This window comes from Pseudomonadales bacterium, from assembly GCA_024234615.1.
Lineage (GTDB): Bacteria > Pseudomonadota > Gammaproteobacteria > Pseudomonadales > IMCC2047 > JAJFKB01.
Genome location: JACKNY010000001.1, coordinates 1578757 through 1595487 on the forward strand (window position 1 = coordinate 1578757; position 16731 = coordinate 1595487).

Annotated in this window: 16 protein-coding genes; 2 read left to right on the forward strand and 14 right to left on the reverse strand. The window is 47.5% G+C overall.

The genetic code is table 11. From position 1 onward, the window contains the following. Together fdhF and H6995_07250 are read right to left on the reverse strand one after the other, a co-directional pair. A complete protein-coding gene (fdhF, locus tag H6995_07245; protein MCP5214785.1) occupies window positions 1–2787 on the reverse strand; it encodes a formate dehydrogenase subunit alpha in 2787 nt (928 codons plus the stop codon). A gap of 3 nt (window positions 2788–2790) precedes the next feature. Beyond that, entirely contained in the window at window positions 2791–4503 is a 1713-nt protein-coding gene (locus H6995_07250) for an NAD(P)H-dependent oxidoreductase subunit E (GenBank protein ID MCP5214786.1), read from the reverse strand. Between the two features lie 293 nt (window positions 4504–4796). On the opposite strand from H6995_07250, the gene H6995_07255 reads away from it, so the two are divergent. Further along, on the forward strand, window positions 4797–5000 hold the full coding sequence (locus H6995_07255; GenBank protein MCP5214787.1) for a DUF1289 domain-containing protein: 204 nt from the start codon (window positions 4797–4799) through the stop codon (window positions 4998–5000). Between the two features lie 179 nt (window positions 5001–5179). Here H6995_07255 and H6995_07260 read toward each other — a convergent pair whose 3' ends face one another. The 6 genes from H6995_07260 to H6995_07285 all read right to left on the reverse strand — a co-directional run bounded on the left by H6995_07260 (window position 5180) and on the right by H6995_07285 (window position 9222). Then, window positions 5180–5389 (reverse strand): dodecin family protein, encoded by a 210-nt coding sequence (locus H6995_07260; GenBank protein ID MCP5214788.1) that lies wholly within the window; start codon window positions 5387–5389, stop codon window positions 5180–5182. Between the two features lie 48 nt (window positions 5390–5437). Further along, window positions 5438–6379 carry a GTP 3',8-cyclase MoaA gene (gene moaA, locus H6995_07265; protein ID MCP5214789.1) on the reverse strand — a complete coding sequence of 314 codons (942 nt, stop codon included), beginning with the start codon at window positions 6377–6379 and terminating at the stop codon, window positions 5438–5440. A 35-nt stretch (window positions 6380–6414) separates the two neighbouring features. After that, complete coding sequence (gene moaE / locus H6995_07270) at window positions 6415–6864, reverse strand: molybdopterin synthase catalytic subunit MoaE (GenBank protein MCP5214790.1); 450 nt, start codon at window positions 6862–6864, stop codon at window positions 6415–6417. Window positions 6865–6869: 5 nt separating this feature from the next. Continuing rightward, complete coding sequence (moaD, locus tag H6995_07275) at window positions 6870–7121, reverse strand: molybdopterin converting factor subunit 1 (protein ID MCP5214791.1); 252 nt, start codon at window positions 7119–7121, stop codon at window positions 6870–6872. 6 nt (window positions 7122–7127) lie between these two features. Beyond that, window positions 7128–7610, reverse strand: coding sequence for a cyclic pyranopterin monophosphate synthase MoaC (gene moaC / locus H6995_07280; protein MCP5214792.1), 483 nt, complete (start codon window positions 7608–7610; stop codon window positions 7128–7130). Window positions 7611–7839: 229 nt separating this feature from the next. Next, the gene (locus tag H6995_07285; GenBank protein ID MCP5214793.1) at window positions 7840–9222 is read right to left on the reverse strand and encodes an FAD-binding oxidoreductase; all 1383 of its coding nucleotides are present in this window, start codon (window positions 9220–9222) and stop codon (window positions 7840–7842) included. Window positions 9223–9771: 549 nt separating this feature from the next. Between H6995_07285 and H6995_07290 the strand changes: the two genes are divergently transcribed. Next, window positions 9772–9981, forward strand: coding sequence for a ribosome modulation factor (locus tag H6995_07290; protein ID MCP5214794.1), 210 nt, complete (start codon window positions 9772–9774; stop codon window positions 9979–9981). A gap of 61 nt (window positions 9982–10042) precedes the next feature. Here the strand turns inward: H6995_07290 and eda are convergent, their stop codons facing one another. The 6 genes from eda to H6995_07320 form a co-directional block, all read right to left on the reverse strand. After that, window positions 10043–10672, reverse strand: coding sequence for a bifunctional 4-hydroxy-2-oxoglutarate aldolase/2-dehydro-3-deoxy-phosphogluconate aldolase (gene eda / locus H6995_07295; protein ID MCP5214795.1), 630 nt, complete (start codon window positions 10670–10672; stop codon window positions 10043–10045). Then, window positions 10669–12156, reverse strand: a complete 1488-nt coding sequence (locus tag H6995_07300; protein MCP5214796.1) for an aldehyde dehydrogenase family protein — start codon at window positions 12154–12156, stop codon at window positions 10669–10671. Before H6995_07300 ends, eda begins: the two co-directional genes overlap by 4 nt. A gap of 26 nt (window positions 12157–12182) precedes the next feature. Beyond that, window positions 12183–13271: a histidinol-phosphate transaminase gene (locus tag H6995_07305; GenBank protein ID MCP5214797.1), complete on the reverse strand. Its 1089-nt coding sequence runs from the start codon at window positions 13269–13271 to the stop codon at window positions 12183–12185. A 187-nt stretch (window positions 13272–13458) separates the two neighbouring features. Next, window positions 13459–15102, reverse strand: a complete 1644-nt coding sequence (locus tag H6995_07310) for a hypothetical protein (GenBank protein MCP5214798.1) — start codon at window positions 15100–15102, stop codon at window positions 13459–13461. A gap of 36 nt (window positions 15103–15138) precedes the next feature. Further along, entirely contained in the window at window positions 15139–15402 is a 264-nt protein-coding gene (locus H6995_07315; protein MCP5214799.1) for a hypothetical protein, read from the reverse strand. Between the two features lie 15 nt (window positions 15403–15417). Further along, a complete protein-coding gene (locus tag H6995_07320; GenBank protein ID MCP5214800.1) occupies window positions 15418–16569 on the reverse strand; it encodes a nitrilase in 1152 nt (383 codons plus the stop codon). Between the last annotated feature and the right edge of the window lie 162 nt (window positions 16570–16731).

Genomic DNA, 16731 nt, shown 5'->3' on the forward strand with positions numbered 1-16731 from the left:
CTAGAGCTCCGTCACCGGCATTTTTTCGATTTTAGCGGCACAGTATTTAAACTCGGGAATTTTACCAAAAGGGTCCAGTTTTGGATTGGTTAAAAAATTGGCAGCACTTTCGGAAAAGCAAAACGGCATAAATAACAACCCTTCGGCAACATCGGAATCTTGTCGCACCTTCACGTTAATGGCGCCGCGTCGGGTTGATACACGGACATGGTCGCCCGCCTGAATACCCATCTTACGCATATCTCTGGAATTCATTGTAATAATGGCTTCCGGCTCCAGGTCATCCAAAGCATCTGAACGCCGAGTCATTGAACCGGTATGCCAATGCTCCAATAACCGGCCGGTCGAAAGAATCATTGGATAGTCTTTGTCAGGTTGCTCGTCAGGCGGGACTATGGCTGCGGGTACGATTGTGGCCTTGCCCGATTCAGTTGGAAATTTATCGGTAAAAACGACGTCCTGACCCGGCTGATCCGGCGCATGACAGGGATACATCACGCTATTCTCACTGAGCAGGCGACTCCAGCTAATGTTGCTCAGCGAATGCATGGCTTGATGCATTTCCTCGAAAACCTCCTGTGGGCCCTGATAATGCCAATCTAACCCCATGCCTTGAGCGATCCGTTGAATGATCCACCAATCGTGCTTAGCCTCACCCGGTAGCGGCACGGCCTGCCGTCCCATCTGTACCTGACGGTTGGTGTTGGTCACCGTACCGCTTTTTTCCGGCCAGGCTGAGGCGGGCAAAATCACATCTGCATAGACTGCCGTTTCGGTTAAAAACAAATCCTGTACCACCAAGTGCTGAAGACCCGCCAGCGAAGCCCTGGCGTGATTAATATCGGGGTCAGACATGGCCGGGTTTTCGCCCATGATGTACATGCCTTTGATTTTACCCTGTGCAGCGGCATCCATAATTTCGACTACGGTTAAGCCGGGTTGCGGATTCAATTCGGTTTGCCAGAGCTGCTCAAATTTAGTTTGAGCCTGCTCACTGCAAACCTTCTGATAGTCTGGATACATCATCGGAATCAAACCGGCATCGGACGCACCCTGGACGTTATTTTGACCGCGCAGCGGGTGTAGGCCGGTTCCAGGTCGGCCGATCTGCCCGGTCATTAAGGCTAAGGAAATTAAGCAACGGACATTGTCGGTGCCATGTATGTGCTGAGAAACGCCCATACCCCAAAAGATAATTGCCGCGCTACTTTTAGCGTAAAGCCGGGCGACTTCACGAATCGTATTAGCATCAATCCCGCAAATGGCGGCCATCTCTTCAGGCCGATATTCACGCAGGTGTTGCTTGAGCTTATCAAAGCCAATAGCCATCTGATCAAGATAATCTTGCTTATACAGTTTCTCTTCGACAATCACATGCATCATGGCATTCAGCAAACTGACATCACTGCCGGGGTTAAATTGCAACATGTGCGTCGCATAAGGTTTCAACACTTGCCCGCGCGGATCAATAATAATCAGTTTGGCGCCGCGCTTGGCCGCACGTTTAAAAAAGGTTGCTGCAACAGGGTGGTTGGAGGCCGGGTTGCAGCCGATGACAACGATGACTTCAGCATTGTCTGCCTCCATAAAGGAAGCAGAAACCGCGCCGGATCCAACACCTTCAAGTAATGCAGCAACCGATGAAGCATGACAAAGTCGAGTACAGTGATCGACATTATTGGTTCTAAAACCAGTGCGTATTAACTTCTGGAACAGGTAGGCTTCTTCATTGGAGCATTTTGCTGAGCCAAAGCCTGCCAATGCTGAGCCTCCCGCATTATCTCGAATAGACAAAAGACCCTGCGAGGCAACAGCTAAAGCCTCCTCCCAACTGGCTTTTCGAAAATGGGTATAGGGGTTCTCCGGGTCAAATTCGTCATTGGCTATTTTTACTTTGCCTTGCTTGCGGATTAACGGCGTGGTGATACGATCTGGATGGTCGATATAGTCAAAACCAAAGCGCCCTTTCACGCACAGTCGATTTTTATTAGCGGGGCCATTCGCGCCTTCGACGTAAAGAATCTTGTCGTCCTTGATGTTATAGGTGAGCTGACAGCCGACGCCACAATAGGGGCAAACACTACTCACCTGGCGATCGGGTTTCTGCTCTGGCTCAAATATACCTACTCCGGAGCTGTCCAGTGTTTTCGCAGGCGTTAAGGCGCCCGTTGGACAAGCCTGTACACATTCGCCACAGGAAACGCAGGTGCTCTGCCCCATAGGATCGGCAAAATCAAAGACGATTTCCGTACGTGCACCACGCTGTGCTAAGCCAATGACATCATTAACCTGAACGTCGCGACAGGCTTGCAAACAGAGTTGGCAGCTAATACAGGAATCCATATGCACCGCAATGGCAGCATGACTGGTATCGGGTTTAATTTTCGCTTTAGCCGGGAAACGTCCTGGTCGCGCTGACAATTGTTCGGCCCAATGCCAAATTTTAGCGTTTTTGTCATGTGCTTGGTTTCGAACAGGGTGATCGCTCAGTAACAATTCAAGCACTAACTTGCGAGACTGCTGGGCGCGTTCGGAGGAGGCACTTTTCACTTTCATTCCCGCAGTAGGTTTACGCATACAGGACGCCACCAGAGTACGCTCTCCTGCAATTTCTACCATACAGGCGCGACAGTTACCGTTCGCTTCATAATCCGGCTCAGGAGAGTAACAAAGATGTGGAATATGCTCCTGGTGACGGCTGGCAACCTGCCAAATGCTCTCTCCCACCAGCGCTTCCACTGGCTTACCATCCAAGGTAAAGGAAATGGTTTCGCGTGCTTCGTCCATTGCTTAACCCCTTGTAATAATCTCGTCGTTAAAGTACTTCAATGCCGTACTCACCGGGTTCGACGCGGCCTGCCCCAGACCACAAATTGAGGCATCACACATGACCTGCTTCAGTTGGTTTAGACGTTCGACATCCCAGGTATCCTGTTCCAGTAATTGCGCGGTTTTTTCAGTGCCAACTCGACAGGGTGTACATTGGCCGCAGCTTTCATCCTCGAAAAAGCGCAGTAAATTAAGGGTGACATCACGGATTTTATCTTGGTTGGAAAGCACCACAATCGCCGCCGAACCAATCAAGCAGCCGTACTCTTCGAGAGTGCCAAAGTCTAACGGAATATTATCCATATGCGCGGGCAAAATGCCGCCGGATGGCCCTCCGGGCAAATAGCCTTTGAATTGATGCCCTGGTGCCATGCCACCACAGTATTCATCGATCAGCTCTTTCATGGTGATGCCGGCCGGAGCCAGTTTGACACCGGGTTTTTGCACACGTCCTGAAACTGAAAAACTACGTAACCCGGTGCGCCCATGACGCCCTTCTTTGGTCAACAATTCCGGGCCTTGCTCTAAAATCGGCTGCAGCCAATAAAGTGTTTCCACATTATTCACCAGAGTTGGCCGGTTAAACAGGCCAACCTGTGCGACGTAGGGTGGCCGTTGCCGCGGATAACCTCGCTTGCCTTCAATCGATTCGATCATGGCGGATTCCTCGCCGCAGATATAGGCGCCAGCTCCACGTCGCAAGCGAATATATCCTGGAGTGATCAGTTGTTCGGTTTCAAGCAGCGCAATTTCTTTGAGTAATATCTCTCGTATCGCCGGGTATTCATCGCGCAAGTAGATATAGATTGTTTCCGCTTCAACCGCCCACGCACTGATCAGCATACCTTCGAGAAATTGGTGAGGCTTGCGCTCCAGGTAATAGCGATCTTTAAAGGTGCCTGGCTCACCCTCATCGGCGTTGACTGCCAACAACCTAGGTTTTGCTTCCTTACGGACAAAGCTCCATTTGGTGGCAGTGGGAAAGCCGGCGCCGCCAAGCCCACGCAAACCGGATTCTGCCAAAATGCTATTCAGCTGTTCGTAGGTTTTTTTACCATTCAGGCAATCTTTATAAATCTGGTAACCACCCTTATCAAGATACTCCTGATAGCTTTGATAGACGGGGATTTTAGGCGAAAAGTCTTTAGCAGAAACCCCTGCCATTACCTTATCGGCTGTTGCCAGATCAATATGCCGATGTCCAATTTCGGCGACCGGCGCGGTATCACAGCGTCCCATACAGGGAGCACGCACCACGCGAACCTGCTTCGGATCCACGCATTGCTTTAACGCTTGCTGTAGGTCAGCTGCACCTTGCAGCTCACAGCTCAAGCTATCACAGACCCGAATCGTGATAGCGGGTGGTACAGGCTCATCTTCTTTAACTATATCAAAATGAGCATAGAAGGTTGCCACTTCGTATGCCTCGGCCAGTGGTATGTTCATTTCCAAAGCGAGCGCGGCAAGATGGCGCGCTGAAATATGGTGATACTTATCCTGAATCAGGTGGAGGTGTTCGATTAACAAGTCTCTTTGTCGTGAGCGATCAGCGAGGAGAGCTTTTACCTCGTTCAATGCCGCAGTATCGACCTGCCTACCACGATTATATTTTCGCGCAAGACCTTTACCTTTGCCGGGGTGAGAAGGCTTACCACGCTGTTTTTCTGAAAACATTGACCAATCCCAATGTAAATTTGGCAAATGTTAAGGATAACAGCACGCTTACTGATCTTACATAACTAGATGTTTAATATTTAAAATTTTTCGAGCAGGTAACGTGAAGGTAAATACGCGAATAATCAACAATTGATTGATCCTGGTCACGGCTGTCCCGATTAGGCTTTGCTATTGGCAACTTGTGCTATTTATAATTCGCGCACTTTATGAATCCGAATAGTCTTCTATTACTGTTTGCTTGATGGTTCGGGTTCTGTCTTCGGATTAATTAATTAAAGAGAGGAAAGCCCATGATATTTAGTCCCTGTAACGGAAAATGCACCGACCAAGGCACCAACTGTGAAGGCTGTGGCAGAACCCATGCCGAAGTTGCCGAAACTCGAAAAATGGTCGCTGACTTGGTCGCCTACGCACAAAAGAAGAACTATGAAAACGCTGAAGAATATGCCAATTCTATTGCTCGAAGCGTGATATACAAACTGCAAAATCCCTAGGCATTTACTCGATTCAAGGGTTGGAGCAATATTGAAGCAATAGTTGCTTCAGCCCGATTCAACATTCCATCATCAAATTCTCTCAGCTTCTGAGTGAGCTGTTGCTACCATTGCCTCTATGAGATCCTTATGCTTTGAGGCCTACCCTTCATGGCAAATATTGACAATATTGAGCGTTACTAATCGTCCAACCGAAATCCGATTTTCATAACAACCTGATAGTGTCCGACTTCACCATCAACTACATGCCCGCGAATTTCATCAACCTCGAACCACTCTACATGATCAATCGTTTGGGATGCTTTTTTGACAGCACTTTGAATTGCATCCTCGACGCTGACTTTGGACGACCCAACGACATCAATTTTTTTATAAACGTGGTCGCTCATATTATTTCCTCATTTTTTATTGTTTGAATAATTAGTGTGAGTTCTATTTTAACCACCGGTAGTATTCATAAAACGCAAAATTTGTGGATCATTATCTAATTCAAAATAATGTCTTTCTGGCTTAATGCTCATGCCTTGCATAATGGCTTCGATAAGTTTTTCTTTATCACCGGGATGACTCCGAATAACAGAACGTAGGTCGATGGAGTGTTCATTCCCCAAACAGAGCAGCAAACGCCCTTCCACTGTCAGACGTACTCGATTGCAGGTGCTACAAAAATTTTCGCTATGCGGCGATATAAAACCCACTCTGGAATCATAACCGGGAATACGCCAATATTTTGAGGGCCCGCCGGTATTTTCGCTAGTAGGCAATAACTCAAATTCCTGACTGATTCGGTCGCGTAGAACTTGGCTAGAACAGAACGCCTCACTACGGCTATGCTCAGTGATGGCGCCTAGCGGCATTTCTTCGATATAGGAAATATCTATGCCTCGTTCCAATGCAAAACGTAATAAATCTAACACTTCATTATCGTTACGCCCACTTAAAATAACGGCGTTCAGTTTGATTCGCTGAAAACCAACTTCTCGGGCCTTTTCAATGCCAGCCAGAACTTGACTCAATTCGCCAATGCGTGTCAATTCTTTGAAAAGTGTCGGTTTTAAGCTATCCAGACTAATATTGATTCGTTTCACGCCCGCATTTTTAAGGCGCTCTGCGTACTGGGCTAGGTGAGAACCGTTGGTGGTAAAGGTGAGTTCGTTGAGGCCTGCCAACGCACCGAGGTGATCAAACAACTGTTCTACGTTATGTCTGACTAGCGGTTCACCACCCGTTAAACGTATTTTTTTAACGCCCAGTTCAACAAAGGTCTCGCCAATAAAAGCTAGCTCTTCCAAGGTCAGCACCTGAGCACGTGGCAGGAACGTCATGTGTTCTGACATACAGTAGACACAACGAAAATCACAGCGGTCTGTGACCGACATGCGCAAATAGGTTACTTCTCTACCAAAACGATCGATTAACTGTGCCAACGTGTTGCTCTCTCTTGATCAGTGGTTTTAGCATCCACCCAGGTATCACCACTTTCTCTCTGTTCTCTTTTCCAAAATGGTGCTTTAGTTTTTAAGAAATCCATCAAAAATTCGCAGGCAGCAAAAGCGGCTTCGCGATGTTCACTGTTAACGCCTACAAAAACAATTTGATCAGACGCTTTTAATGCCCCGACCCGATGGATAATACGAGCGTTAAGAATCGGCCAGCGTTGTTTGGCGTCTTCGATCAGTTGCGCCAATACCTTCTCGGTCATACCAGGATAGTGTTCCAGAAACAGACCCGTTACCTCTTCATCGTCATTCAAATCTCGTACTAAACCGGTAAAAGTGACAATGGCTCCAATCTTGGGTGCGTCAGCTTTTAGTTTTTCATACTCAACAACTAGGCTGAAGTCTTCCTGCTGGATGCTGATCATAGGGATTAACCGCCCGTGACCGGAGGGAAAAAGCCCAGCTCGTCACCAGCCTTCACTCGCGTCGAAGGCGTCGCAATAACCTGGTTAACCGCGACCAACAAGTTTGCATCCTGCATCACCTCCGTCCAGGGTTCCCCGCGTGAGGCGATCTGTTGTTTGATTTCAGCAACGGAACTTTCATTTGTGGACAGTTCATAACTTTCATTTGCACATGAAAGCTGATCGCGTAAGCGTGCAAAATAAAGAATTTTAATCATGAAGCGCTATACCTCCTGCGCTTGCCAGTGGCCGGATTTACCACCTTTCTTTTCTAATAAGCGTACCTGTTCGATAATCATGCCACGATCTACCGCTTTGCACATATCATAAATTGTCAGGGCGGTAACAGAGGCCGCAGTTAGTGCCTCCATTTCGACTCCCGTTGGCCCGTTTACTTTACAGGTGGCCTCAACCCGAACTTTTGATTCTTCGGGGACAGCTTCTAGAACGACTTTAACAGATGTCAGCATAAGAGGATGACAAAGTGGAATTAGTTCCCAACATCTTTTTGCCGCCTGGATGCCGGCAATGCGGGCTGTGGCAAATACATCGCCTTTTTTGTGACCACCTTCTAAAATTGCCCTAAGTGTTTCCGGCTGCATCCGCACAAAGGCTTCAGCCACAGCAACTCGCATGGTTTCTGGCTTGTCCCCGACATCCACCATCTGCGCCTTGCCCTGCTCATCTAGGTGTGTAAATTGGTTCATGAATTTCGCTTCATTATTCTGCAACAAACAACAATCATTTGATCGTGGCTGATGCTCTTCCTGCTACAAAATGGGCTTAACATTTTAGCATTTCAGCGTAACGATAGGAATGACAATGCTTCTGCGCTGCCTAGCCATAACGCGTCAATGTGTAATTTAAGCGTAAATTTAATCATAAATTTATGAAAATTGATACTGTTTCTGCGAAAACCCGAGCGCAACCAAGCGCTTAAACTGAAAAAATCTTTCCTGGGTTTAACAAGTTTTTAGGGTCAAGGGTACGCTTGATAGTTTTCATTAGCTCAATTTCCGTTGTGTTACGGGCGATATCCAAATAAGCCCGCTTTTCCAGGCCAATACCATGCTCCGCTGAAACTGAACCACCCAGGGCTGCTAACGGTTGATACACAATCTGATTCACTTGGTGGTGTAAATCTATATCATTTTGATTTTGCGGTGAGACGAAGAAGTGTAGGTTTCCATCGCCAATATGTCCCAGCGCATAAAAATAATGTTCTGGCCAACGTTGCGCAAATGCCTCTTCCAGTCCTTTGACGTACTGATCCATATCCTTAATCGGCAAACTGACGTCATAAACGAACTTAGGGCTGTGCTGGAGCATTGCTTCAAAATCTTCTCGGATTGCCCAAACCCTGTCCCTTTCCGATTTTGACTTGGGGATCACCGCATCCACCATTAATTGGTTTTCGAAAGCTTCCTCCATGATCCGTGCAAACTCAATATTATCATGCTCTGGGGAAACGCCTTCTGCTTCCAATACGACATAAAAATGATAGTCTCGCGAAAGCGGTGCTTCATGCCACCCCGGCTCTGTCACACAGCGAAAATAGTTACCCCACATGACCTCGTAAGAGGTTAAATGACCACCGAAGGATTTGTCGAGGTATTTAAGCAGGTCAGCAACCTGCTCGAAGCTATCCATCGCCACTAGTGCGCTATTGGCGCTAACCGGCAGCTCCTTAAGTTTAACATTAATGCGGGTTACCACACCCAGAGTGCCTTCTGAGCCAATAAAGAGCTGCTTTAAATCGTAACCGGCGTTATTTTTGATCATTTTATTCATGGAAGATAGCACTGTACCATCAGCCAGCACCACTTCGAGGCCTAAGACCAGATCACGCATCACCCCATAACGAATAACATTAATGCCTCCGGCATTGGTAGCGACATTGCCTCCGACTGTGCAGGAACCTCGCGCACCTAGGTCAAGCGGAAATAACAGACCATGCTTCTCGACGGCTTCTTGAAAGGTTTGCAGTACACAGCCCGCTTGTACCGTAGCCACCCGACTCAACGGATCGATATGTTCGATTTGGTTCATGCGCTCTAGCGATAACACAATATCTTGCTCAGTCGCCTTGGCGCCCTCAACCGTACCAGTCAGCCCCCCATGAGTAACCACCGTTTGAACATTTTCATGGCAAAGTTTTAAGACCGCACTCACTTCTTCAGTACTTTTAGGACGAACCAAGACTTTGGCACGCATCGGTGAAGAATCCCAATAACTCGTGTTGCGGCTCGATACTTGATCGCCAGTCAACACGGCATTTTCACCAACAATATTAACTAACTGCTGTACTAACTCTACCATTTTAATAGTCACCTGCTCGCTGCCAATGGGTTAGCAATTATTACGTATAAACCTTTATATTCAGCACTAACTGCTATGACAAAATTTACCAACAATTGTGCCAGTCAAGCTCAGTGGAGTACAGCCGCAGCCGTTTTTAATGTGCTTTTTAAGTTGATATTGAACTATTCCATCTGAACACCCATAGCCAACTTTAAGGGCAATCCTATTTATTTTTTCATATATAAATAAATCATTAAGTTACAAACTTATTTGTACTCTATACATTAACTGTCAACTGTAACTATCTATTTTATATATGCGCCGCACAATATTATTTTTGTTATTTATCAATCGGTTAGCTGGCATGACTAATTCATATAAAAAGGCATGCTTATATAAGAAATTATTAGTCGACAATGCTGGTTAATTTGGCTTTACTTAAAAGCTGGTAGTTTGGTTAATACCACTCTTCAATTCCCTGACACCCTTAACCTTAAAAGATAGAAACATATCGCATAACACAGACTCTACAAAGGTAACTTCTCCAATCAACAAGAGGCAACACCTATGAAGACACAGAAACGAGATACGACTATTCGTGCCTATAAAAAAGGTTATCAAGCCGGAATACACGGAAAAGCAAAAGATTCTTGCCCACTTCATCAAGATCCGGAAAAACAACAATGGCTGATGGGGTGGCGAGAAGGTAGACAGGATAATTGGGATGGCTTAACCGGCGTTTCTGGAGTCTCAAAATTAATTGAAATCGCTAGCTAATAAAATCTAGATACAAAACCAAACGCCCGACATGCTATTACATGTCGGGCGTTTTCATTTCTTACTCAGCAACAATTAATTTTGCCATTTGCCCAATCTCTTTCCAGCGCTGTTGCTTAATCCAGCTAGACGGGGCTAACCAACTGCCACCCACACAGATCACATTATCTAGCGCCAGGTAGGCAGAGTAATTCTTACTATTGATACCACCTGTCGGGCAAAACTTTAATTTTGGGAACGGTCCTTGCAAATCCTTTAAGTAGTCCACCCCACCAGCGCTTGCTGCGGGGAATAATTTGACAACATTCAAGCCATATTCAATAGCGAGCAAGATATCCGAAGGCGTCATTACGCCAGGTAAAATGGGCATCTCATTCTGCTGAGCAGCATCAAGTAGTTTTGGATGAATCCCGGGGCTTACGACGAAATCACCACCTGCCTTGATGACGGCCGAAAGTTGATTGATTTCGGTATATGTCCCGGCGCCTACTATCAATTCTGGCAGAGCAGTCTTGATTTGTTCGATTGCCATAAGCGCACATTCGGTGCGTAAAGTAATCTCCAGTACCTTTACACCTGCGTTGACTAGGGTCTGCGCCAAAGGTATTGCCGATTTTAGCTCATCGATAACTATTACGGGCATTACCGGATATGCACTTTTCAGTATGGCCTCTAATGATGTTATTTTCATAGTTTTGCAATCACAGACTTGAGTTCCGTATATTGCAGCAACGCTTCGTAGCCATTTTCACGACCCCAGCCTGACTGTTTATAGCCACCGAAGGGAACCGCCATATCAGGGATAGCATGACAGTTAATCCAAAGAATACCCGCTTTAATCGCTGCGGCCGTTTTATGGGCCTTACTAATATCCTGCGTCCAGATGCTGGCTGCCAACCCATATTGCGAATCGTTAGCCATGGTTATGACCTCATCCATATCTTTGAAGGGCATCACTACCAGCACCGGGCCAAAAATTTCTTCGTTGACGACGCTCATCCCGTGGCTCGTATCGGCCAGGACCGTCGGTGCCATAAAATAACCACCTCGCCCTTCCAGCAATTGTCCACCCGCAGCAACTCGTGCTCCCTCTTTCCGGCCCGTTTCAATCATTTGAAAGACGCCATTAAGGTGTCCTTTTGATATCAAGGGCCCCATATCAAAGCCAGGCTCCGTAGCCGGCCCTACTTTCATTTTACTGGCGATATCCGCGATGCCCTCCACGACCTTCTGATAAATACTTTCATGCACGTACAGCCGGGAGCCAGCGACACAGACTTGTCCGGCATGGGAAAAAATGGCTTGAGCAGCTCCTGCAATTGCCTCATCGAGGTTGGCATCTTCATAAATAATCACCGGCGACTTGCCGCCTAATTCTAGAGAAACCTTCTTCAGGTTCCCTTTGGCAGCGTCAATAATACGCTTTCCGACAGCAGTGGAACCGGTAAACGAAACCTTATCCACATCAGAATGCTCGGCGAGCAATTGACCGATGGTGGAGCCACTACCCAGGAGTATATTAATGACCCCAGCGGGCACTCCCGCTTCAATCATAAGCTCTCCTAAACGCACAGTGGATAAGGGCGTCTGTGTGGCGGGTTTTACCACACAGCTACAGCCTGCCGCCAAAGCGGGAGCAATTTTCCACGCCGCCTGCACCAATGGCCCATTCCAGGGCACAATCAAGGCGGCTACGCCAATCGGTTCGCGACGCGTATAAATATGGAAGTCCTGGTTGGGCACCGTGGAAAGCTGTTTAGTGGTTCCTTCAATTTTGGTGCACCAGCCTGCGTAATAGCGAAAGCAATCAGCGGCGAAGGGAATTTCGCCATGACGCGTACCATTAAAGGGTTTTCCTGCATCAAGCATTTCCAGCTCAGCAATTTCATCACCGTATTGTTCCAACAGATCCCCTATTCGCCACAAAATTTTACCCCGTTGCGCAGGGGTTAAACCCGTCCAGGCGCCAGTATCAAAACTACGGCGAGCAGCGGCGACCGCATGTTCCGTATCGGCGACGGTAGCACTTGCGGCGTTGCCAATAACCTCCCCTGAAGAAGGATTATAAACAGCACTGGAATTACCATCTGAGGCTAATAACCATTGACCATCGATTAAAAGCCGCTGTGGTTGAGCCAGCCGTTGTTTTATTTTTGGGGACATATTGTAAGTCATTATTCTAACCACCCTGATTCGCCTGGTTATGATTGCATATACTCAGTTAGTGCCTGTAAGACCGCTTCATTTTCATGATCTAAACCTACGGTAATACGTAGATGATTATCGCCTTCTCCACCAACAGGTCGAGGGATGATACCTTGGCTTTGCAAATAGGCCGCTGCACCCTGGGCAGTTTTATTCTGACTGCCGGGGAAACGAATCAAATAGAAGTTAGTCACGCTGGGCACAACAAATAAGCCCAGTTCAGAGAGACAACTTGCAATACGCTCTAACCAGTGAGCATTTTGCTCACAGAGTTGCTTGGTATAGACAGTATCCTTAACGGCAGCTGCGGCCGCAGCTAGTGCCGGGCCATTGGTATTAAAGGGTGTTCTGATACGCTGCACTGCATCAACCACTTTTTCAGGGCAATAGGCCCAGCCAATACGTAGCGAAGGTAACCCATAGATTTTTGAAAAGGTACGTGTGACCACGATATTTTCAAACTTATCAACTAACGCCAATCCATCTTCATAGTCGTCACGCATCACGTATTCAGCGTAAGCACCGTCAATAATGAACAGCACATCTTTGGGCAAACCCTCGTGTAAACGCTTTAATTCGTCACTTGGCAGGTAAGTGCCTGTAGGATTATTAGGGCTGGCAATAATGACAACACGGGTTTTATCGGTGACCCGGTCCAAAAGCGCATCCACGTCGATAAGATAATTTCGTTCGGGAGCGATTACCACTTCTGAACCCTGCCCAGTCGCGTGTATACGGCACATAACAAAGCCATTTTCACTCAATAATACCTGATCTCCCTCACCCGCATAGGCACGAATAAAGAGCGCTAATAGTTCATCAGAGCCATTACCACAGATTATCCGCTCAACATCAAGATTATATACGTCAGCAATTGCCCGGCGTAGGCGGGTTTGTGCCCCATCGGGATAACGGTTTAGCTGCTGCCCGGCACGTTGATAAGCCTCCACAGCAGCGGGGCTGGGACCAGCAGAAGATTCGTTGGAGGATAACTTTATAGGGTTTTCAATACCGGCAATTTCACTTTGTCCTTGAACATAACGGCCTATTTTTAATACGCCAGGTTTGGGTTGCGGATAACTCATTCAATCCTCTCTGTTATAAAAAATCATTACTTGTTCAACCACACAACGGCCCTGATCAGCGGTAGGATTACTAAATTGCTATCGCTGATAACACCCAACAAACGGGTATTGAAAAAGTCATGGAGGATGATTTTCAAATGACATCCTCGTAGTGATGTCGTTGTTATACGGGACCATAGTATTGATATTACTTGCACAAATATTTGCGATTTTGAGGCATCATCAAAAATGGCCAAGGTGCCGGGAAAAACTCATCAACCTTAACATCAATGATTGATGGGCCATTCTGCTCAAAGGCGTTACGGATAGCGGATCTTAAACTTTCCGGATCATGGGCTGAAAACCCTGCGGCACCGAAACTTTCTGCCATTTTTACAAAATCAGGGTTATGCAGGTCGGAGCATATCACTCGACCATCGAACCACTCTTTTTGCTGTCGCTGTACATTAGTGAAACGGCCGTCATTGAAAATGATGGTCACCAGTGGCAACTGATATTGTACCGCCGTTGCCAGCTCCTGCATGGTGAACATAAAGCCGCCATCACCGCTGACCTGAATCACTTTTTTATCCATGTTGCCCGCCATAACCCCCAGTGCTGTTGCATAGCCATAGCCCAACGTACCCTGGTAACCTGCGCTGATATGCTGTCGCGGCTGGTAAACCGGAAAACCATACCAGGATACAAAGCCAACCTGAGTGACTTCATCGACAAATATGCCATCTCTTGGCAGCTCTTCGCGAATCACGTCCAGGTAACCCATTTGCGGACCTACTTTGGCGCGAATTTCCGCGTCAATTTCAGCCTTAAGCGCAGCGAGCTCGACTTCACGCGAAACACTCTGGTGTCCTTTACTCTGGAGTGCGGTGCTAATGGCTTTGAGCACTTCTGCTGCGTCACCAACAATGCCTACTTCTGGTGTGCAAATACGCTGTATTTGCTTCGGATCAATATCCACGCGAATAAGTTTAAGATCGTCATCTTTGCCCCACATCACTAACGGCCAGTGCAGGCGTGTCCCGATCGCTAACACGGCATCGGCTTCGCCCCAGAGTCGATGTCCCATGGGGAAGTTCGCACTTAAATAATGTTCAGATGAAATAACACCCTTACCGCTACGACATGCCATTACCGGAGCTTGCAGTGCTTGTGCTACGGCAAGCAGCGGTTCGCTGGCCTCGAGCGCGCCGGAGCCGATGACGATCATGGGCTTCTTTGCTTTCGTCAGCATTTCAACTGCCTGATCAATCAGGCTTGAGTCGATGGGCGGCTTCGGGTAATCCGTTTTGGCAGGAAGTAACTCAACCTCGGATTGCATTCCCATAATATCCATCGGCATTTCCACTTCGACGGGCTGAGGACACCCGGTGGTCAATTGTTTGAACGCTTCCTGAATAATATCGGGTGTTTGCGCGGGATGATCAATACTTGAAGCCCATTTGGTGATATGACGGATCATACCTAACTGATCATTGATCTCGTGCAGATCACCATAACCTTTGCCAATGCCTGTCGAAGGGATTTGTCCCGATACGCATAATACCGGCGAATAGTTGCCCCAAGCGGTACACAGCGCGCCCGTAGAATTTAACAGTCCCGGACCGGGCACGACAGTATAAACACCGACCTTACCGGTCGATTTGGCATAGCCGTAAGCCATATAAGCGACGCCTTGCTCATGGCGTGAGTGGATGAGGTGTATGCCATCGCCTTCTTTGTACATGGCATCGAATAGATGATCTAACTGACCACCCGGTAACCCAAAAACCGTATCAACACCATTGTTACGTAACGATTTAATGATGGCTTGTGCGCCCGTCATTTGTGTCATACTCACCTCTTAAAATTTATCTCTCAGTCGATGCGCTCAGGCACCCTGCTTCTTTGCTGCCAACTTGGCTTTCTTCCTTTTGCGGTAACGGATCAGGAAAAACGGGAAGCCTATTAAATACAGCCATACCCTGGGATTGGATAGCGCTTTCCCAGCCGCCGACACGACATCATCAGGGCTGACATACACCTTGGTTTGCATCCTTTGCTCGGGAGCGCTGTGGATAATCAGATGATCCTTTTTATATTCAAAGGCACCAAACTGAAAATCGATATCCGCCAGTTTGCTTTTGACTTTCATTCTAATTCCTCATTCCTAACTCTTGCGCAAGCGACCGGTTTTTTGGGCGTAATCTATCCGATCCTGCAACAGTTTTGACATTTCTTCCGGTTCGTAACCCGCTGGCGGTGTAAATTGCCCGCGACCATAGAGGTCGTCAAAAACGCCTTTGCAAAGATCTATTTTGTCGGACAATGTGCGCGGTGGCTTGCCAGAGGGGAATTGATTTGCCGGATAGATTGGGTTTTCATAAATTTGTTTAAAACCTTCCGTGCGCACATCAACCCAGGTGTTGTGGTTGGTGCGCGAGCGATAGTGACGTAACGCTTCAATATCGATGGTTACTGCCAGCACTTGCTCTGCTGGATAGGGTGCTTCCCTCAGCACCATGCCGGTGTAGTCGATGGCAAAGGAATGCCCCGGACAAAAGGCTTTGGGGTAATACTCGTAATTCACGGAACCCCAGTTAGAGCCCAGCACGTAGGCCATGTTGTCGTGCGCTCTGGCTCGCCGTGTAAACATCCAGAAATCCCAGGGTTGAGACACCCCTTCCACCTCCTGGATTGCACCTGGGTGACAAATCACCTCGACACCGTTGTAACCCAGTGCGCGCGATACTTCCGGGGTACAGCCATCATGGCAGGTCATGGTGCCGAGCTTGCCGATATCGGTATCAACAACCGGGAACAGGTCTTTGATATCGCCGCCAAGTTTTTCACAGTATTCGTCGAAAATGTCATGTGGGCTAGTCCCCAACCCGACTGTCGCTGGAATGTGCCATTTGTGATATTTAAGAATGACCTCTCCCGTTGGGCCGACAATGATATTGGCATTAAACCATCGGTCCGGAAATTCAGGCACCTGCTCAACAACGCCGCCAGCACAGATGTAGAGCCCATACTCTTTGGCAATATCACCCAAAATATCAATTTCAGGACCCGGCACAGTAATCGCTTTCTTCATTTGATCGGCGATACCGCTTTCGCCTTTGCCCGGTGTACCTACACCCTGCATAAAATACTCAGGCAATACCACCAAACGAACCGGTACTTCCCAAAAATAACCGACGCCAAAGTGGATCAGGTTGCAGACTCGATCCAGATTCTTCCTGACGTCCGCCATATCTTTCGCAACGGTAACTTCCGGCTGTATGATCAGCGCGGTGTATGGTTCGATTCGTTTTCTCATGTGTTTCACCTATTAACTGTGTTTAACTTCGTATCAATTTATTAACTTTTCAGCTGATAAATGCTCAATTCATTGTTCTCCGAGAAAAAATTGATCGGATGAGGTGGCTCAAGGATTTATCAAACCACCCCACCCAACCAATCGGAGGGACCGGTCTACGCT